We start from the raw sequence: 20,470 nt of genomic DNA, 5'->3' as shown, positions 1-20,470 counted from the left end.
GGGAGGGCCAGATGACCGGAAACGTCGCGGAGGACGCCGCCGATGCCGCGCTGGAGTCGATACGGCAAACCTTCAACCAGATCAACCAGTGGCTTCCGGTCCTCGGTGACTTCCTTGAGATGATCACGCAGTGGCCGGAGGCCCGCCACGATCGTCTCTTCGACCTCGCGGACTCGTATCAGGCCGCGGCCGAGCTGTACGCCTCGCACCTGGAGGAGATCCAGGACTACATCCGCGACCTCTCGGTGTGGCAGGGCGACGGCGCCGCCCAGGTCGTGCGCGAGACCTTGCAGGGCTACATGGACGAGACCGCCAGCATGGGCGAGGCGCTCGGCTCCATGCAGCAGCTCGTCCACGGCAAGGCGCTCGAGATCGAGAGCATGAAGTGGATGGCCGTCATCACGCTCGTGATGATGGCGATCGCGCTGATCCAGGCGATCATCACGATCTGGACCGGCATCGGCGCCGCGGCGGGCGCGGCCGCGATCGCGACCGGTCGCGCCACGATCTACACCATCGCCCGGGAGCTGCTGCGCAAGCTGTGGCAGGAGACCATCAGGGCGGGCGTCCGGCGGTTCATCGCGAGTGGGATGCGCGGCGTGGGTGCGGCGGCGCTGCGCGGCGGCCTCGCGTACGCGGGCTTCATGGGTGCCATGAAGGGCGGGATCCTGCTGATCCAGGCCCTGGAGGGACACGACCCGTTCACCGAGGGCTGGGCCGGCCGCTTCGGTATGGAGCTGGTCGACAGCTTCATCGCGGGCGCGATCGGTGGCCCGCTGATGTTCGGCATCCACAGCCGGGTCACCGAGGCCGTGGCGTTCGGCCTCGGCCAGGTCGCCGACAACTTCCTGCAGATCGCCCGCGACCGGATGATCGACCAGCTGGGCCTCACGGAGTGGGCGCAGCGCAACGGTGTCTACAGTGGAATGACTCTGGACAACGTGTGGGAGGCGGTCACGCCGGCCGCACTCCTGGGCGAGATCCTGAGCGAGCCGGGCGGCCGCCACCGGCCGAACGTGGTGACGCCCGCCCTCAACCAGGGCCTGGGCAACCTCTTCGGTGGCGGCAACCAGGGCGGCAACCTGCCGGGTCAGAGCGGCCTTCCCGGTCAGCGTGGGTTGCCGGGCCAGAGTGGGTTGCCGGGCCAGAGTGGGTTGCCCGGCCAGACCGGCCTGCCGGGTCAGACGGGCCTTCCCGGGCAGACGGGCCAGTCTGGACAGTCAGGTCAGACTGGGCAGTCAGGTCAGAGCGGGCAGTCGGGTCAGAGTGGCTCGCAGAGCTCGGGACGCACGGGCGGTTCGTCGGCGACGGGTCCTTCGTCGTCGACCTCTTCGCCCCCCTCGTCTACCTCGACCTCCACCTCGTCTTCGTCCTCTTCCGGCGGGCAGCGGGGGGAGTCGTCGTCCACATCGGAAGGTCAGACCGGCGGGTCGAGCACTCCCGGCGAGGGCACCCCGCAGGCGGGCACACCGCAGCCAGGCCAGCCCACGCCGGGCACGCCGGTGCCGGCCACGCCCGACGGCGGGACGCCAGCGACCCCGGACGGCGGCACACCAGCCACGCCCGATGCCGGTACGCCCGCGACACCGGACGCCGGTCCTCCTGGCTCCGGTACCCCGGCGACGCCGGATGCCGGCACTCCCGGGACGGGGACGCCTGCGACGCCGGATGGTGGCACCCCCGGGACGGCGACGCCCGATGGTGGCTCTCGCGGGACGGCGACGCCGGATGGTGGCACGCCTGGGACGGCGACGCCGGATGGTGGAACTCCTGGGACGGGGACGCCGGCGACGCCGGATGGCGGCACGCGGGCGACGCCCGACGGTGGGACGCCGGCACCGTCCACTACCTCGTCCTCCACGTCCGGACCGTCGCCGACCTCTTCGTCCTCTTCGACGGCCACACCAACCGCCGACGGCTCCACCACACCGGCGAGCTCCACATCGGACGGTGCGACCCCCGACGCCACCGCCACGCCGGAGGCGACCGGCGACGGCACGCCCCAGCCCGACGGTACGACGTCCACCGGCGACGGCTCGGCCACGCCGGAAGGCTCCACCCCCGGAGACGGCGCCACCCCCGCCGACCCGTCCGCGCAGTCCGGCCAGCCCGAAGGCCCCACGACGGACGGCGGCCCGGACGGCGAGGGCGACGGCAGCGCGGCAACCCCGCCCGCGACCCAGCCCGACGGCTCCTCCAGCCGCCCCGACAGCTCCTCCGGCCGCTCCGATGGCGCCTCGGGCCGCTCCGACGGCGGCGCGCGCCAGGACGGTGCCCAGCCGGCCGGCGACGGCACCCGCGAGAAGCCGAAGTGGTACCAGTGGCGCAAGCGGATCGAGCAGCAGGTCAGCGCCGACTACGCGGCCGGCGTGGGCGAGATGTTCAGCGCGCGGGCGGGCGGGGCCAACGGCGCCAACGGCAGGGCCCCGCTGCTGACGCCGGACATGGTGCAGCACGCGCTGAACACCAACTCGGACAACCTGAACCCGTACGGGCGGCGGCTGCAGCAGTTCCTGTCGCAAAACTTCACCAACGTCGACAGCAGCGGCAACCGCGTCCCGATGAGCCAGGCCGACATCGCGACCCGGCTGGGCGAGCTGCGCGAGGGCACCGTCACACCGCCGCTCAACCCGACGCCCGCCTCGCCCACCCCGTCGCCGTCACCCACGCCGCCGTCACCCACGCCGTCATCCCCTCCGCCGTCGTCGCCCACGCCGCCGTCCCCTCCGCCGTCGTCGCCCACGCCTGCCTCACCGACGCCCGAGCCGACGCCTGCCGGGGTTGGTCCGCAGACGCCTTCGGGTGCGCGGGCACCGGACTCCACCCTCGCGCCGCCCGGCACCGGCCCGAACGGCCCCACCCCGGACGGCCCTACGCCCGATAGCTCCACTCCGGACGGCCCGACGCCGGATGGGTCCACTCCGGACGGTCCGCGCGCCGATGGTCCGACGCCGGATGGGGCGCGTCCCGATGCGGGGACGCCGGATGGGCCGCGTGCGGATGGGCCTGCGCCGGATGGTTCGCGGGCTGATGGTCCGGCGCCGGATGGGGCGCGTCCCGATGCGGGGACGCCGGATGGGCCGCGTGCGGATGGGCCTGCGCCGGATGGTTCGCGGGCTGATGGTCCGGCGCCGGATGGGGCGCGTCCCGATGCGGGGACGCCGGATGGGCCGCGTGCGGATGGGCCTGCGCCGGATGGTTCGCGGGCTGATGGTCCGGCGCCGGATGGGGCGCGTCCCGAGGCGGGGACGCCAGACGGCTCGCGTCCCGATGGCTCCACTCCGGACGGTCCGACGCCCGACGGTTCGCGTGCTGACGGTCCGACGCCCGACGGTTCGCGTGCTGACGGTCCGACGCCGGATGGGCCCACGCCGGATGGTTCGCGTGCTGACGGGCCCACGCCGGACGGTTCGCAGGCGGCGACGCCCGATGGGTCGCGGCCGGACGGCGGTACGCCCGATGGACCGCGCGCCGACGGGCCGACGCCGGATGCTGCCCCGCCGGACGGTGCCACCCCGGATGGCGGCACGCCGGACGGGCCTCGTGGGGATGGGCCGCCGCCGGACGGGGGTGACGGGAGCCGCGACGGGGACGGGGTCATCGATCCGGAGCTGGCGCCGACGGCGAACTTCTCGCCCAACGTCCCGCGGACCGGTGCGGACCTCCCGCGCCAGGTTAACGAGCTGGTCGACCGGGCGCGGGCCAACCTGCTCGCGCGCTACTCGCCCGAGGCGGTGGCCGCCCGCCTCGCGGACCTCGAAAATATCCGCCAGCTCGCCAACCGCCTCCAGGTCACCTCGGACGTCGCGCGCGTCACCGGGGAGATGGGCGACCTGGTACAGCAGGTGCGCGACCTGAGCAACGCGGTCAACGCCTACTCGGACGCGTACCGCAACTGGCGCGACTTCGACCGCGGCGGCCAGCGTGCCGATCCGGGCTGGCGCGACCTGGATGGCGTCGATCCGCTCAACTCCGTCGAGATGGCCAACCGGGCGGCGAGCATCGACCCGGTCACCGGGCGGTTCGACCCGATCTCGCAGGCGATCGCGATCGCGAAGATCGGCGACGTCATGGGGCCGGAGTTCGAGGCGCACGCGGCGCGGCTCTTCGACCGTACGGTGCCGATCGACATGGCCTCGGTCCGCGCGATCCTGCCGCCGGGCGCGATCACGCCGACGATCATCAACCAGGTCAACAGCGGGGGAGCGCGGGGGTTCTACGACCCGAACCTGGGCGCGATGTTCATCAGCCCCACGACGACGAGCGGCGACCCGCGGTCGCTGAGCGCCATCGCGACCACGATGGTGCACGAGGGGATGCACGCGCTCCAGCCCAACAACGCGCTGCTCATCCGCGCGATCAACGCCAACGTGCCGCCCAGCCAGATCGCCGAGATACGGGCGCAGCTGCGGTTGGAGCGGGAGTTCCAGGCGTTCACCGTGCAGCAGGAGTTTCTGCGCGGGCTGGCCGGGCACCGCTCGCCCGATCCCACCGCCGACCCGCGCATCCCCAACTCGGACGGGTACCGCGAGCTGGCCGGCCTCACGCCGGAGCAGTTGCGCACCGAGGTGATGCGCCGATACAACGTGCCGGCCGGCTCGATCCCCGACGGTGTGCTCGTAACCGACCCGGACACGATACTGGGCCAGGCGCGCACGGCCATCGCCGAGTCGATGCATCCCGATCCGGCCGTGCGCCGGGACGGTGGCTTCGTCGGCCCGCTGACCCAGCACGTGGCCAGCACGCACGGCATCGACCTCGCCGCGATGCGGCAGAGCCAGACCCAGATGAGCTTCCCCGATCTCAACGGGTCCGCCACACCAGCCGGCCAGGGGACAGGGCAACCGTCGAGCACGGGACAACCCGGCACGAACACCCAGCCCGAGGCGAGCGCGGGCACGGGCGGCAGCACGCGGCCCGACGGCACGCCGCCGCCGGACGGGACGCCGCCGCCGGACCCGACGACGCCGCAGCCGGACGGGACGACGACGCAGCCGGACGCGACGACGACGCAGCCGGACGGAACCACGCAGCCGGATGGGACGACCCAGCCCGACGCGGACGGCGCCCGCGAAGCCGAGGAAGGGCCGCCGCCACCCGATCCGAACGACCCGTACCGCAACGACGTGCCGCCGTCGCACTTCGACGGGGTCAACCCGGAGCAGCCCGGGCCGCTGGGCGACAAGTTCCAGCCGGGAGTGACCGACGCGCACGACGGTACGGTCGAGGGCTTCGAGCCCAAGGAGCGCGAGACCGCCAACATGCGGGCGGACGAGGGGCGGCACGTCACGCGCACCCCGCGCCACCCGCAGTTCGGCGAGGGCTACCACTCGATGGAGGCGCTGGAGCGCACCGGGCCGGACGACCCTGGCACGCCGGTCGAGTACAAGAGCGTGGGCCACAACACCCGCCGGGCGATCGACCACCAGGTGAGCCGGGCGCTGGAGAAGTTCGAGGAGCAGCCGGACGGGAGCCGGCTGGAAGGCGACGTCGTCATCGACGCGCGGAACGCCGCGCCGGCCGACCCCAACGATCCCAACGCTCAACGGGGCCTCGACTTCGAGCACGCGGCGCTCTCGCTGATGTCGCAGGTGCGCCGGATGATGCTCAACGCGGCGGACACCCGGCTGGACCAGGTCGGCAAGATCGAGATTTACCTCGGCGACGGCAGCCGCGTCGTCTACCAGGACGGCCGGATCACGCGCGAGACCGACGAGGGCTCGACCCCCGTCGCCGAGTGGAACCCCGCGCGGGGACGGTTCGACATCGCGCCGACGGATGGCAGCCCGTCCAGCGGTCCGTCCCCCACGACGTCGCCGTCCGGTCCGTCGAGCACAGCGGCCACTCCACCACCGGGCGACGGCACGCCCAGCACGACCACGCCGGACGGCATCCGCACGCAAGACGGCCCGCGCACCGAGGACGGCCCGCGCACCGAGGACGGCCCGCGCACCGAGGACGGCCCGCGCACCGAGGACGGCCCGCGCACCGAGGACGGGCCGCGCACCGAGGACGGGCCGCGCACCGAGGACGGGCCGCGCACCGAGGACGGGCCGCGCACCGAGGACGGGCCGCGCACCGAGGACGGGCCGCGCACCGAGGACGGGCCGCGCACCGAGGACGGGCCGCGCACCGAGGACGGGTCGCGGACGGAAGACGGGTCGCGGACGGAAGACGGGCCGCGGACCGAGAGCCAGGACGGGACGAGGGAACAGGACGGCGACGGGTCCACGCCCGACGATCTGGAGCTCGAGCAGGACGGCACGCCCGACCCGCGGGCCAGCGAGCAGGCCTACGTCGACGCGCTCAAGGACGCCGAGCGCATCGCCATGCAGGAGGCGCTCCGCGACGCCCGGCCGGTCGCCGAGCAGATGCGCACCCGCCTCACGGAGGTGGCCGACGCCCTGCGCGCCGAGTTCGGCGACGGCACGGTGCGGGTCGAGGGCGACGGCAGTACCGACGTCAAAGAGCTCGCCTCGCTGGCCCGGAAGTACCTCATCGAGGGCAGCCGCGAGGGTCTCGGCCCGTTCCTGGAAAACGACGCGAACGACCTCGCCCGCTTCTCCCTGTCGGTCCTGGACGGCTCCCGCTACACCGAGATCGTCCAGTCCGCGATCGACCGGCTCACCGGGGACCCGTACAACTACCGGTACGACCCGGCCAACGACAAGAGCTTCTGGCGGCCCGGCAACCGCTTCTACGGGCGCAACGTCACGCTGTACACGCCCGAGGGCCACCCGGTCGAGCTGCAGTTTCCGACCGGCGAGTCGTGGGACGTCGGAAAGCTCACGCACCGGGACTACGAGATCTTCCGGCTGGAAGGGCGCGACCCGATCACCGGGCGGGAGTACCCGGTGCACGAGCGGGCCGAGGCGTTCCTGCGCATCCTGCGGGCCAACCAGGGGATCGCGGACCCGGTGCCCGGCGGGGTCGACCCGGCGCAGTCCAAGAACACGAGCTTCGCGAAGTGGATCGCAGACCGGCCGCAGCAGTGGGCCGAGTACCAGCAGTGGCTCGCCGACCAAGGCCGCACGTTCGCGGACGAGGTGCGGGATCATGGCCTGAGCCGGGCGGACTTCCCGATCGATCCGAAGCTGGTACCGGCCGACCCGACGGTGCCGGAGAAGGGCAAGCTCGATGAGCGAACGCTGGACCTACTACGTTCTCTACCGCCGCCCGGACCGGATGGCACCGGTGGGCCTGTTGGCGGAAGGACGGACGGACCCGGCTCTTCCCCATCGAGTAGTGGGGTGGGACCACAGGGAAGTGGACTGGACGGAGGCACAGGCCTCGCTGGGCGCGATCCTGACCAATCCGGACTACGAGGAACGGATCCAGATCGTGGACCGATCGACGGCGGAGCGGATCGCTCGGGAGAGCCTGGGAGCGGACCTGCCGACCGAGGAGGAACTACAGGCGATCGGGGACCGGGCAGCGGAGATGTACACCCGGAAGTGGGGTCCGACGGGGACCTCGAGCTAGAGACCGGCCCGCTCTCCGACCCCGGCGCGCTGGCGCCGGGCGTGCCGCCGCTCGACACGACCCGCACGACCGGCCCGGACCATCTCGCGCCGATCGAGGACCCGCAGTTCCAGCAGGACCTGGCGCAGTCCCTCGACACAGGCTCCGGCTACGAGGTGGGCGCCGACCCGTCGAGCCACCCGTACGGCCAGCTCGTCAACGATGGCGGCCCGAACGTGCCCGGCCGGGGCAACAACTGCCTCGACTCCTCGCTGGCCGCCCTCTCCAGCTTCTACGGCGACCCGCAGGTCTCCGCGCCGCGCTGGCCGGACGTGCTGCCGGACGGTACGACCGACGTCGCGAGCGGCGAGCTCGACGGGCTCAACCGCGCGGTCAACTGGCTCAACGGCACCTGGGACGGCCCCACCGCGCCGATGCCCGGTGACCCCGCCGGCCGGGCGACCGCGGTGGCCGGCCAGTACGCCGACCTGCACGCCCAGATCGCGGCCGCCGGTCCCGGATCCTCGGCGCTCGTGATCGCGGAGTGGCTCGACTTCGACGACGCGACCGGGCAGGTCCGCACCGACGCCAACGGCGACGTCGTGGACTCGGTGTCGTCCCACGCGTTCGTCATCGTGTACCCGCACGGCGCGCCCGGGCCGGTCTGGTGGGACCCGCAGCACGGCACGACCTGGACCTCACCGCCCACGGCCTACATGGCCGACACGCACACCCTGTGGTCGATGCGCGGCGACGGCCTGGCCGCGCCCGCGGCGCCGGCCGCCTCCACCGCCACCGGTACGCCGCCGTCGCCGGCCGCGGCATCCACCTTCAACACCGAGGGAACGCCCAATGACGCAAGCGGAACCGGAGCTGACGGAGGACGAAGCCCGGGCACTGATCACCCGGCTGATCGGGGCGGGCCGGGAGGTGACTCTGTACCGGTTCGAGAGCGGCTGGCTGGCGAGAGCGGTCCTGACGGACGAGGAACGCAGCCGGGGGATGCAGGTCGGTCAGGGGAGCTACATCATCGACCTGAACGGGACGGTGACGGCACAGTCCAGCCTGTCGACGCGGATCCTGACGGCGCAGTACAGCGAGGCGAAGAGGGAGGGGCGGCTCACCGGTCGCCAGATCTGGCCGGAGCCGACCCAGCAGTAGCCCCCGACCCGGTAGACGCGGGCCCGCAGGAGCCGGCCGGGTTGGCGCCGGGCGTACCGCCGCTCGACACCACGCGGCTTGTCGGCCCCACTAACCTCGCCCCGATCGAGACCCCGCAGTACCAGCGGGACCTGGAGCAGGCGCTCGACACCGGCTCGGGGTACACGGCGCTCGCCGACCCGTCCACGCACCCCTACGGGCGGATGGTCAACGACGGCGGTCCCAGCGTGCCCGGCCGCTCCAACAACTGCCTCGACGGCTCGCTCGCGGCGCTCTCCACCTTCTACGGCGAGCCGCAGGTCGCGGCGCCGCGCTGGGCGGACGTCAACTCCGACGGCACGCCCGACCACCGCTCCGGCGAGGCGGACGGCCTGCGGCGCGCGGTCGACTGGCTCGGCGACACCTGGACCGGCCCACCCGCCGGGATGCCGGGCGACCCCACCGGGCGCGCGGCGGCGGTGGCCGGCCAGTACGCCGACCTGCACGCCCAGATCGCGGCCGCCGGCGAGGGCGCGTCCGCGCTTGTCGTCGCCGACTGGATCTCGATCGACCCGGCAACCGGCCAGCCCCGCGTCGACGTCAACGGCAACGTCATCCGCGAGGACGCGCACGCGTTCGTGATCGTGTACCCGCGGGGCGCGAGCGGCCCGGTCTGGTGGGACCCGCAGAGCGGGCGCACGTGGGACTCGCCGCCGGCCGGGTTCATGGCCTCCACGCACACCCTCTGGCACATCCGGGCGGATCATCTGGCCGGCAGCCCGTCACCAACCAGCAGCGAGGGAACGCCGAATGTCACAGGAACCGCAGCTCACGGAGGAACAGGCACGGGAGTTGATCCAGCGTCTGGTCGGGCGGAGCACGGAGGTGACCCTGTACCCGTTCGAGTTCGGCTGGCTGGTGAAACAGGCGCTGACGGAGGAGCAGCTCAGCAAGGGGATGCAGGTGGGTCACGGTTCGTACATAGTGGACCGGACGGGCGTGGTGACGGTACATACGAGCCTTCCCATTCCGATGGTGATCGAGGAGTACAGCGAGGCCAGGAGGGCGGGACACCTGAGCGGGCGCCAGATCTGGCCCGAGCCGACGCCACCGGCGTAGGCGCCGATCGCGTCACCACCGACCAGGTCCGGAACTCGGCCGCCTGGCTCACCCCGCAGCAGCTCGGCGGCGGGCCGGTGGTCGACGTGCGACCTGACGGGCCGAACCTGAGGGTCGAGCTTGCCGACGGGCGGGTGCAGCACTTCCGCACCGAGGTCGGGTACGGCGGCTCGACCGTCCACTCCGGAACCCCGGGCGACCCGCACGTCATCCGTATCGACGGCAGCACGCCGCCGCACCACCTCAACCAGGTGCTGGCGAACGAGATCGCCGACGCGATGCAGCAGCGGGCCGCCACCGACCGAGCGGCGCGGGGCTTCGGGCGGCGGATGCTCGACCGGCTGGGCCGCCTCCTCGGCTTCGGCACGCGGCCGTCGCCGGCCGTCGTGTCACCGCCGTCGCCGGTCGTGAGCCAACCGCCGCCGCCGAGCCCGTGGGCCACCCCGCCCACAACCCTGCCGCCCGTGCCGCCGTCGCCGAGCCCGTGGGCGACACCACCCACCACCTCGACCCCGCCGTGGGCACCGCCACAGCCGACGACGAACACGCCGCCGTGGGCGCCTCCACCGGCGCCGAGCACGCACACACCGCCGTGGGCACCGCCATCGCCCACGAACACGCCGCCACCGTCGCCGAGCACGCAGACGCCGCCCACGCCGCAGCCGGAGTCCGGTTGGCAGGACGCGTCGCCCGTACCCGATGCGGATGGTGGTCCGACCGCGGACCCGGCGCCTCCCGCGGAGAACGCGAACGACGGGCATTGGAACGACCGCCCGTGGGATCGCGAAGGGCGACCGCCGTCGCTTGACGAGCTGCTGCCGCAGACCGACGCGGAGGCGGCGCGGTGGGCGGACGCGGTACGCGACGAGTTCGCGCGGCTGCTGGACGGGCGCGAGTTCGGCGGCATGCGCGTGCGGATCGACCTGGACGACCCGTACGCGGTCAGCGTCTACCGCGACAACGTGACCATCCGGTTGGACATCATCGACCCGGAAACCGGGTACGCGGGGCGCGTCGTGCGCGAGTTCCGCCGCCTGCCCGACGGTGGCATCGCCGTCACCCACGTGTCGCTGAAGCTCAACCAGGACGCACAGGGGCGCGGCTTCGCGGGCGAGTGGAACCGGTTCATGGAGGACTGGTACCGCTACTCCGGCGTCTCGCACATCGAGATCCACGCGGCGTCCACTGTGGGCGGTTACGCGTGGGCGCGGGCCGGCTACGACTGGGCGCCGGGCAGCGAGCACCGCGCCAACGACGTCTTCGACCGGCTGCGCGGCGAGATGCGGCGGGTCGAGGCGGACGCGCGGGCGGTGGCCCGGTGGGCGGCCGGTGACTCCACGGTGGACATCGACGCGCTGCGGAGCCGGTACGGCCAGAGCGATCCGGACGCGCTGATCGCCGAGCTGCGGCGGCAGCACGACGCGGGACAGCAGATCCTTGACCGCGCGGCACGGCACCCGTTCGGCAGCCCGGGCTACCCGACGCCGAACGAGGTCAGCCGCGCCGGCTGGAACGGCCAGCACGGCCGCGACGCGAGCTGGATCGGCAAGGACGCGCTGCTCGGTGCGAACTGGAAGGGCGTCAAGCCGATCAGCGAGGGCGGGCCGTTCCACGCCCGCGGCGAGTCGGCGACCCCGGACGCCGCGACGCCCGACCCGCGAGCCCCGATCCGGGACGGCCGGGCTCGTCCACTCCGGACCCGTCGCCGTCCACACCGGACGCGGGTGCGCGGGAGCCCCGGCCGGAGGAGATGTTCCGCGACCCCACGCCGCAGGAGCTCGCCGACCTCGGGGTGGGCCGGGCGACCTACGACCACCTGGGCCTCGACCGGGCCAGCCTCACGCCGGAGGAGCAGCGCCGCTACGACCAGGCGTTGGGCCAGACCGCGATGGTGTCGCCGCAGGAGATCCGCTTCACCCAGCGCAGCGTCAGCCCGCAGACCAGCGATGGCATCACGGCCGAAGACCTGGTCCGGAACATGGACCGCGGCGGCTGGCGGGGCGGGCCGGTGCACGGCGTGCGGTGGGGCGACGGCTCACTGTCCAGCTTGGACAACCGCCGCCTGCGCGCGGCGCGCGAGGCCGGACTCGACGCGGTGCCGTTCGTGGTGCACAGCCCCAGCGACCGGCTGGACGCCTGGCCCGACGAGTGGCCGGCGGACCGCCGCGCCCGCAACGCGCTCGGCGTCGACATCCGCGAGCTGCCCGACGGCCGCTGGGTGGCCGGCGGCGACGAGGGCCGCGTGGTACACGCCCGCGGCACCGTGCCGCAGACGTACGGCGAGATGGCGATCTTCCGCGCGGCCGAGCAGCGCAGCCTGCTGCCGGGACACCTGTGGGGCGCGCAGCCGCAGCCGGTACTGCTCGCCAAGCCCGAGCTGACTGACTACTCGGTCAGCAGGGAGGACGCCGCGGTCCTCGACGACCTGCGCGGGCGGGCCGAGCACGCCGCCGACGGGGTGCAGACGGCGCTGGCCGAGGTCGGTGCGCACGCGACCCGCGCGCTGGGCCTCGACCCGCCGGCCGAGCTGGCGCACCTGGAGACCCGGGTCAAGGAAGCGGACTCGCTGCAGCGCAAGTTTGCGACCGAGAGCCATCGCAAGCCGATGACCGTGCAAGACTTCGCGGCCGGCGCCAACGACGTGCTCCGCTTCACCATGCGCCTGCCCGACGGCGCGGCGTACGCGCCGGCGGTGGCGCAGGTGCGGGCCAGCATGGAGGCGCGCGGGTACACGTTCGTCGACGGCAAGAACTTCTGGTCGCCCGGCAACCGCCACTTCGGGTACAACGCCACGTTCCGCTCGTCGACCGGCCAGCTCTTCGAGGTCCAGTTCCCGACCGACCTGTCCGGCCGGGCCGGCGACCTCACCCACGACCTGTACGAGGTGGTGCGGCGCGAGGACGAGAGCCCGGCCCGCCGGGTGCACGCGCACCTGGAGATGCTGGCGATCAACAAGCGCTTCGGCCTGGCCGGTGCGATCCCGCCCGGCCTCGACCCGCCGGTCGACACGAGCTTCGCCTCCTGGATCACCAAGAACGCCCAGGCCTGGGCCAGGTACGAGGCGTGGTTGGATGCCAACGGGCGGGACTTCGCGAGCATCGTGGCCGAGTTCGGCCTGGACCGGAGCGACTTCCCGGTCTCCCCGGACGTCGCCAAGCGGCTGGAGAAGATTGATGCGCAAGCTGTTCTACTACGTGATCTTCCGGTCGGCGACGGACCACACTCCGGCGGGGATCGTGGTCCAGGGGGCCGACGGGGAGGAGGGCCACGGCCTGATCTGGAGTCACCGGGCGGGCGCGTGGATGTACGACCCGATCCTGGCCGGCCAAGCGGTGGGTGGCAGCGACTGGGAGACGACGGACCTGGTCACCCGGGAGGAAGCGGAGCGGGCCACCCCGACGGCGACGGGGGACAGGAGCTTCCGGACGAGGACACGATCTGGTGGATCTTCCAGTGGAAGGGGGATCCACCGCAGAACCAGGACTAGCCGGCGACCCGGACGCGTACGAACTCGAGCAGGACCTCGACCCGCGTGCGGCCGAGCAGCGGCTGCTGGACAGCCTCGACCCGGCCCACCGCCAGGCGCTAGCGGCCTCCGTGGCCGCCGCCCGCCCGGTCGCCGACGCGGTGCTCGCCGACCTGCACGACGTGACGTGGCACCTGGACGGGTTCACCGACGCGGACCGGCCGCGGACCGTCGACGAGCAGTACCGGGTCAAGGAACTGCCCTCGCTCGCGCGCAAGTTCGTCGACGCGCACGCGCTCGAGGGCACCACACCCGCCGACTTCCTGGCCGAGGTGAACGACAGGGTGCGGTTCTCGGTGCTCACGCCGGAGCACCGGTACGGCGAGGTCGTCACCACCGTGCTCGACTCGCTGGCCGCGCGCGGCTACACGGTCGACGACGTCAAGAACTTCTGGCGGCCCGGCAACCGGCACAACGGCGTCAACGTGACGCTGCGCTCGCCGGGCGGCTTCACGCTCGAGGTGCAGTTCCCGACCGACGCGTCCCGGACGGTGGGCAAGCAGACCCACCGGCTGTACGAGATCATCCGGCTGGAGACGGCCACGCCGGAGGCGCGCGTCGAGGCGTACCTGGAGATCCTGCGCCTCAACCGGGTCAACGGGATCGCCGACCGGATGCCGGCCGGGCTCGACCGGCTGCCCGAGGCGATCGACACGAGCTTCGCGAAGTGGGCCGGCCGAAAGCCCGCGGTGTGGGCCGACTACCAGCGGCAGCTGGCTGACCAGGGTGTTACGTTCGCCGAGGTCGTGGCGGCGCGGGGGCTGACCCCCGCGGACTTCCCGCGCGGCGAGAGATTGGGGTTGCCTGATGGGGACGTTCGCCTATCACGTGGTGTACAAGCAGAAGGCGCCCGGGCCGATCATCAACGTGATAGCGGAGTGGGTGGAGTCGGGGACCCCGCTGCGCGCGGTGCTGTGGAACGTCCCGAAGGCGACGTGGAGCTACGAGCCGGGGATCGCGGCCCGGACGATCTACGGCGACGCGGAGATGGAGAAGACGGATCCGGTCGACCGGGCGACGGCGGAGACGGTGGCCCGGGACGTCCTGGGGCAGGACCTGCCGACCGAGGAGGAGCTGCACCGGATCTGCACGGAGGGCGCGAGCCGGCCGACCCCGTAGCCGGCGCCGATCCGGACGGTCCGCTGCCGGAGCTCGCCGACCCGCCCAGCGCGGACCCGGTCACCCAGCTCACGTCCCACCAGGTACGGGTGCTCACCAAGCTGCTCGGCAACGCGCACCAGGTGGCCGACCGCGTCATGGGCGACCTCAACAACATCGGCGCCCGCCTGTCGCGCACGCTGGAGAGCCAGGGGTACCCGCCGGGCGAGGTGCGGCTGCTCGGCGAGGAGTACCGGGTCAAGGAGTTCGACTCGCTGGCCCGCAAGTTCCGGGACGAAGGCATCGCGGTCGGGCAGAGCGTCGAGCGCTTCGCCACCACGGTCAACGACGCGGTCCGGTTCTCGCTGCAGCTGCCCGGCGGCGCCGCGTACACCCCCGCGCTGGACACGGTCCTCGCCGACCTGGGCGCGCGCGGCTACACCGACATCACGGTGGAGAACTACTGGGCGCCCGGCAACATGTACAACGGCCTCTGCGTCTACCTGCGGGCGCCCGGCGGCCAGCTGATGGAGCTGCAGTTCCCCACGGAGCTGTCGTGGCGGGCGAGCATGGACACGCACGGGTTCTACGAGGTCCGGCGGCTGCCCACCGAGTCGCCCGTGGCCCGGGTGAACGCCGGCCTCGCGACCCTGCGCTACCTCGACAGCACCGGCCTGTCCGGGCAGACCCCGCCGGGCCTCGCCGAGCGCTGGCCGCCCTACGACACCAGCCTCGCCTGGTGGACGCGGGAAAACCCGGACGTGTGGCGGGCGTACGGGGAGTGGCTCGCCGCCGACGGCCGTACGCTCGACGACGTCGCCGCCCAGTTCGGGCTGCGCAGATCGGATCTGCCGGACCTGCCGGCCGTCCACCAGGTGAGGGCAGAGGATGCTGGCGTACTACGCGATCCACGAGACGAGGGAGCGCACGGGCCCACCGAAGGGGATCTGCGTGGTGGATCCGGTCCGTGGCGGAGCCCTGATCTGGGATCACACCCAGGGGAAGTGGCAGTACAACCCGGAGCTGGTCAATCGCCTGATCTTCGACCGGACGCACCTGGGGCGGGCCCAGGCGGTCGACCGGCCGGCGGCGGAGCGCATCGCGCTGGAGATCACCGGAGCGGAGTCGCTCCCGGCAGAGACGGTCATATACCGCATCCTCGAGTCGAGCCGGACGGGCACGCCCCCGCCGAGCTGAGCGGTCCGGTACAGCCGGCCGGCGTGCCGAGCGGGCCGACACACACGGCCAGCCCGATCGCCGAGACCGACTTCGTGCCGGACGGGCGGGCCGCGCACGTGGCCGACGTGTCGCTGGACGAGCTGCACTGGGCCGCCGCTCGGGTGGACCCGTCGTTCTTCCGCGGCGAGGGCGTGCTCTGGGTGGGCACCGAGGGCAACCTCATCCGCGTCGACACGGCAGACGGGCGCACGACGTACTTCCGGCCCATGGTGGGGCAGGGCATGCCGAACGTGGCGCAGACGACCGTCCGCGCCGGTACGCCCCAGGACCCGCACGTCACCGTCGTCAACCACCGGGTCGCGCCCGAGCAGCTCACCCGCGCGTGGGTACACGAGATCACCGAGACCCTCCACATGCGAGCCGCGCTGGCCCAGCACCGGCCGCAGGGCGTGGTGCGGCGGCTTGTCGACACGATCCTGCGCGCCTTCGGCCGGGAGGCGGCGGCCACGCCGCGCACCGACCCGACGCACGGTGAGGGGCACGTCCGGGCCCGGCTCAACGAGCGGGAGCTGTTGCTGCGGCAGTTCCACAATGCCCGCACGCCGCTGGACCAGCTGGCGATCCGGCAGGAGCTGATGGGCGTCGACCGCGACCTCGCGCGGCTCGGCTACCCGTCGCACCTGCTGCCGTTCCCGTCGGCCGGGCCGCGAACCGCACCGCCGGCCGGGCCGTGGTCGTCGGCGCCGGTACCGCGCGTGCCGACACCGCCGCTGCCGCCCCATGTCCCCGCGCCGCGAACGCCCACAGTGGACAGTCACGGCGGCCACGTGCCGAGGCACGCCGCGCCGCCCGCCTCGCACCACGTGCCGCCAGCGCCGCCGTCCACGCCACCACCACCGTCCGCACCACCCTTGCCGCCCGCACCACCCTTGCCGCCCGCACCACCCTTGCCGCCCACACCACCCTTGCCGCCCACACCGCCCCGCCGGCGCCGCCCACGCTCACCGGGTCCAACCCGGCGAACTACGGGCACCTCAACGAAAACGGCGTGTGGGAGTTCGACAGCGACGCGGCCGGCGAGGCGTTCGGGGAAAACCTGCTCGGCCAGGACTTCCACCGCCTGCCGCCGGACCAGCAGGCGGCGGTCCGGGAGTACACGCGGCACTCGTGGCCGTACAACACGATCGCCCGGGTGCGGAACGCGTCGACCGTGCTGAAGCAGTGGTGGGACAACGCGGGGACAGCCGACGCCGTGCGCGGGCTCTTCGGTGGACACATCCCGACGCTGTCCGACGTCTACGCGAGGGCCCAGCGCGACCCGGCGCCGGGCACGTTCGAGCGGTGGCTTGTCGACCGGGTGCTCAGCGAGCCACCGGCCCGGCAGGCCGCGGTGCTGAACCGCATCGCCACCGACGACGGCGTGCGCGGCATGCTGATCCGCACGTTCGGCGGCCGCTTCCCGACCGAGGCCGACATCCGGGCCCGGATGGCGCTCATCGACGAGGCGATGCGGGCCACGCCGCTGCGGTACGGGGTGCAGACCAACCGCGGCCTGCAGGAAATCAACTTCATGCGCGACCCGGCCGGCAACCCGATGAACTTCCGGCAGGACCCCAGCGGGCGTTGGCTCAACGAGCACGGGCAGCCGCTCACCGTCGAAGACCTCCAGCGCCGCTTGGTGGGCAGCACCCAACAGGCCAACGGGTACATGTCAACGTCGCTCGGCGCGTCCGCCGCGTTCGCCGGTGACAGCTACCCGTTCCGGCTGGTGCTGGACGTGCCGCGGGGCAACCCGGCGATCTGGATGGGCAGCAGCAGCGTCTACCCCAGGCAACGCGAGCTGATCCTGCCGCAGGACGCCGAATACACCATCGCGGGAGTGCGGCGCGGCGCGGACGGCGTATTCGAGTTGATCGCCACGGTGCGGCGGCCGGGGGTGCCGTAGGGTTTGCGTGTCAAAGCTGCGTGTCCAGGCGAATGGAGTGGGCGATGAACGGGGATGGCCGGCCGGGCGAGGGCTACGTCCCGCCGTGGGACGTGCCGCCACCGCCGCTGCCCCCGAGCGCCGATCCGTACCCGCACGGCGGCTACAACCCGTTCACCGAAGGCCCGGTCCGCTACCTGCCGGTGCTGGTGGACGGCGACCTCGTCGGCTACCTGTGGGCCTCCGTCGCCGATGACGCGGCGAGCTTCCTGCGCGTGATGACGCCGCCGCTGGACCGGTCCCTCGACGCCGCGGTCGCGTGGAGCGAGCGGCTGCGGGAGGCCGAGACCGCAGGGCTGACGCCGGCGCAGGCGCTGGGCCGCTGGGTCGGCGCGCCGCCGGACCCGCAGGCGGGCGCCATCCCGGCCGGTGCCGTCCCGCAGGAGGCGGCGAGCCGGCGCGCGCTCGACGAGATCGCCAACCCGGGCTTCCCGCCGGACATCACGGAGCTTCCGCCGGCGCCGTTCGGGTACCTGCCGGACGGCACGCCGCTGGACCGGTCGCAGGGCTGGGAGCCGAAGATCGCCACGTCCAGCCCGCACGTGCCCCGCGCTACCTCGCGGTCACCGAGGCGCCGGTGCGCTACCTGCCCGTCGTCAAAAACGGCCGCACGATGGGATACCTCTGGGCTTCCACGGACGACCGGGCCGCGGCGTACGAGCGGCGCGGCTTCGACGTCGAGGACAACGAGGTGTGGGGCACCTGGGTGGCCCGGCTCGACGAGGCGGCCGGCCGGGGTGTGCCGCCGCTGGAGGCGGTGCGCGGCTTCGCCGGCCAGCCGGCCGACGACGCCGGCGCGGTCGACGGCGAGGAGCGGGAGGCGCCGAGCCTCGAGGCGCTGAAGGAGATCGCCCGCACCCCCGAGGCTCCGTGAACCGTTGGGGCGACCCGCGGTTCCGCCCGGTCCGGGTTCCGGAGCGCTACGCGGGGTCCGCCATGGGCGCCGTGTCGTACCACCGGGTGACCCGCGGCGGCGAGACGCTCGGCTACCTCTGGGCGTCCGATGTGGACGATGCGGCCGGCTGGCTGGACAGCACCGCCGCCGGTGCCGGCGGCTGGAACGCGGGCACGCCGTGGCTGCGCCGCCTGGCCGCGGCCAAGGGCGACGGCCACCCGCCCGCGGAAGCGCTGCGGCACCTGGCGGAGCTGCCGGCGGACGAGCGGGCCGGCGTCGTGGACGGTCCGGTGGCCGAGGCGGGCAGCCTGGCGGAGCTCACCGCGACGGCCGCTACGTCGGGCCCGACCCTCGCGCCGCCCCCGCCGCCCGCATCGGGCACCCCCGGCGCACCGCCGGCCGGGCTCAACACCGTGCAGCAGGCCGCGTACGACTACACCCGCGCCCCGGCTGTCCACAATGAACTGTTGCAGGCGGGCGATCCGGCGGCCCGCCTCGCCGAGCTGCTCGCCGATCCGGAGCGAGCCGGCGAGGCCGCCGCCGCGTTCGGGCACGAACCGGTGTACGGCGACTTCGCCGAGCGCTTCCGCCTCCTCGACCAGGCTGTCGCGTCGCCGCTGCCGGAGCCGGTGGAGACGCTGCGCGGGGTCACGGACGTGGCACACCTGACCGGTGGGGCGGCTGATGTCCGCTCGCTCGCCGGCGGCACGTACGCCGAGCCGGGCTACCTGTCCGTTTCGCTGGGCGCCACGCCCGCGTACCCCACCGGATGCTGGCTGCGCCTCGTCGCGCCGAAGGGCACGCGGTCGCTGTGGATGGGGCGGCGCAGCCACCACCCGTACGAGCGGGAGCTGATCCTCCCGTGTGACCTCACGATCCGCGTCGACGACGTGTACCTGCGCGGCGGCCACATCGAGGTCACCGGCTGGATCCTCCCGAGCTAACGCACGGGCCGGAAGCGCGCGCCCGCGTACCGGCGGAGGATCTCCGCGACCTGGTTGTGCGTCTCCCGGAGGCTGTCCAGCTCGGCGATGACGTGGCCCTTCCGCCCGTCGCCGCCGGGCGGAAACGAGGGCCGATGCCGCATCGGCACGCCGTCGGCCACCCACAGCACGAGCACCGACCGGGACAGCGGCGGGGTACCGGCCGGCGCGGTCTGCTCGATGCTGATGCCGTCGACCTGGCTCCACGGTCCGGTGAACCGGTGGCCGTCCGACCGCACGTCGAGCCCGGCCTCGCTCAGCGCGATCCGGAACGGGCGTGCCGAGCCGAGCAGCACGATGACGCCGAGCAGGAAGAAGAACACCCCGGGCACCCACACGATGAACGAGACGAGCCAGGCGCCCACGGCCGCGAAGAGGCCGCCGACCGCGAAGCTCACCACCCCGTACACCAAGCCGACGAGTGCCAGCTTGCGGTCGCCCCCGCCAGCGCGATGCAGCTCCACGGGGAGAAGCTAGCATCGGTTAGATTTACGAGCGCTGGTCTGTCACGGGGAGGTGCGATGGCGCTGCCAGTTGTCCGTACGCGGGACGAGGCCCACCTGTTCATGGACCTGCACCCCTGCGAGCGCTGCCAGAGCGTCGACACCGCCTGGGAGAGTGGGCTCACCGACGACGAGGGGGCGCCGGCCCGGCGCTACCACGGTGTCTGCGGCGGCTGCCAGGCGCTGCGCGAGTTCGTCTTCCGCCTGCCCGAGCGCCCCAGCGTGCCCGGCCCCGACGACGTCGTCTTCTTCGGCGGGCCGGAGCATTCCCAGCTTTTCGACCCGGGGGAGTGGCGGCTCATCGCCGACGTGGGGATCCAGGACGGCTCGTCGCCGGCGACCGGCGATCCGGCCGTCGACGCCGATCGCATGCGTTCGTTCGCGCTCGCGGTGGCCGCTTTCGGCGAGATTCTCAAGTTCATCCCCGAAGGTGCCGACGCGGTGCCGGAGTCCTCGTTCTGGACCGCGCACGGCCGCGCGGCGTACGAGCAGAACCCGGCCCACTTCCGCCGCGACCAGCTGGAGCGGTGGCGGCAAAACTTCGCGGACGAGATGGAAGACCGGTTTCGCGACCTGTGACCG

General features: G+C 73.3%; 9 protein-coding genes and 2 pseudogenes. 10 read left to right on the top strand and 1 reads right to left on the bottom strand.

Annotated features, from left to right (window positions below; translation table 11 throughout):
* Window positions 1–11: 11 nt before the first annotated feature.
* The 9 genes and pseudogenes from Phou_RS08960 to Phou_RS08945 all read left to right on the top strand — a co-directional run.
* Window positions 12–8,138, top strand: a pseudogene (locus Phou_RS08960) (toxin glutamine deamidase domain-containing protein); the annotation flags it as partial.
* 175 nt (window positions 8,139–8,313) lie between these two features.
* Entirely contained in the window at window positions 8,314–8,622 is a 309-nt protein-coding gene (locus Phou_RS56165) for an SUKH-4 family immunity protein (RefSeq protein WP_503827005.1), read from the top strand.
* 203 nt (window positions 8,623–8,825) lie between these two features.
* Window positions 8,826–9,284, top strand: a pseudogene (locus tag Phou_RS56160) (toxin glutamine deamidase domain-containing protein); the annotation flags it as partial.
* A 127-nt stretch (window positions 9,285–9,411) separates the two neighbouring features.
* Complete coding sequence (locus tag Phou_RS56155) at window positions 9,412–9,720, top strand: SUKH-4 family immunity protein (protein ID WP_503827004.1); 309 nt, start codon at window positions 9,412–9,414, stop codon at window positions 9,718–9,720.
* A 2,104-nt stretch (window positions 9,721–11,824) separates the two neighbouring features.
* Complete coding sequence (locus tag Phou_RS56150; RefSeq protein WP_503827002.1) at window positions 11,825–13,207, top strand: hypothetical protein; 1,383 nt, start codon at window positions 11,825–11,827, stop codon at window positions 13,205–13,207.
* Window positions 13,162–16,740, top strand: coding sequence for a hypothetical protein (locus tag Phou_RS52385; protein WP_246273431.1), 3,579 nt, complete (start codon window positions 13,162–13,164; stop codon window positions 16,738–16,740). Before Phou_RS56150 ends, Phou_RS52385 begins: the two co-directional genes overlap by 46 nt.
* Window positions 16,741–16,952: 212 nt before the next feature.
* Window positions 16,953–17,468, top strand: coding sequence for an ADP-ribosyltransferase (locus tag Phou_RS52380; protein WP_281365065.1), 516 nt, complete (start codon window positions 16,953–16,955; stop codon window positions 17,466–17,468).
* Between the two features lie 616 nt (window positions 17,469–18,084).
* Window positions 18,085–18,381: a hypothetical protein gene (locus tag Phou_RS08950; protein ID WP_173055236.1), complete on the top strand. Its 297-nt coding sequence runs from the start codon at window positions 18,085–18,087 to the stop codon at window positions 18,379–18,381.
* A gap of 62 nt (window positions 18,382–18,443) precedes the next feature.
* Window positions 18,444–19,346, top strand: coding sequence for an ADP-ribosyltransferase family protein (locus tag Phou_RS08945; protein ID WP_173055234.1), 903 nt, complete (start codon window positions 18,444–18,446; stop codon window positions 19,344–19,346).
* Here Phou_RS08945 and Phou_RS08940 read toward each other — a convergent pair.
* A complete protein-coding gene (locus Phou_RS08940; RefSeq protein WP_173055232.1) occupies window positions 19,343–19,849 on the bottom strand; it encodes a hypothetical protein in 507 nt (168 codons plus the stop codon). The two genes, Phou_RS08945 and Phou_RS08940, sit on opposite strands and share 4 nt — an antisense overlap.
* A gap of 57 nt (window positions 19,850–19,906) precedes the next feature.
* On the opposite strand from Phou_RS08940, the gene Phou_RS08935 reads away from it, so the two are divergent.
* Window positions 19,907–20,467, top strand: a complete 561-nt coding sequence (locus tag Phou_RS08935) for a hypothetical protein (RefSeq protein ID WP_173055230.1) — start codon at window positions 19,907–19,909, stop codon at window positions 20,465–20,467.
* Window positions 20,468–20,470: the final 3 nt, after the last annotated feature.

Origin of the sequence: Phytohabitans houttuyneae (assembly GCF_011764425.1) — a bacterium.
GTDB lineage: Bacteria > Actinomycetota > Actinomycetes > Mycobacteriales > Micromonosporaceae > Phytohabitans > Phytohabitans houttuyneae.
The sequence above is the reverse complement of the archived record's forward strand: the minus strand, read 5'-3'. Positions and strand labels throughout refer to the sequence as shown.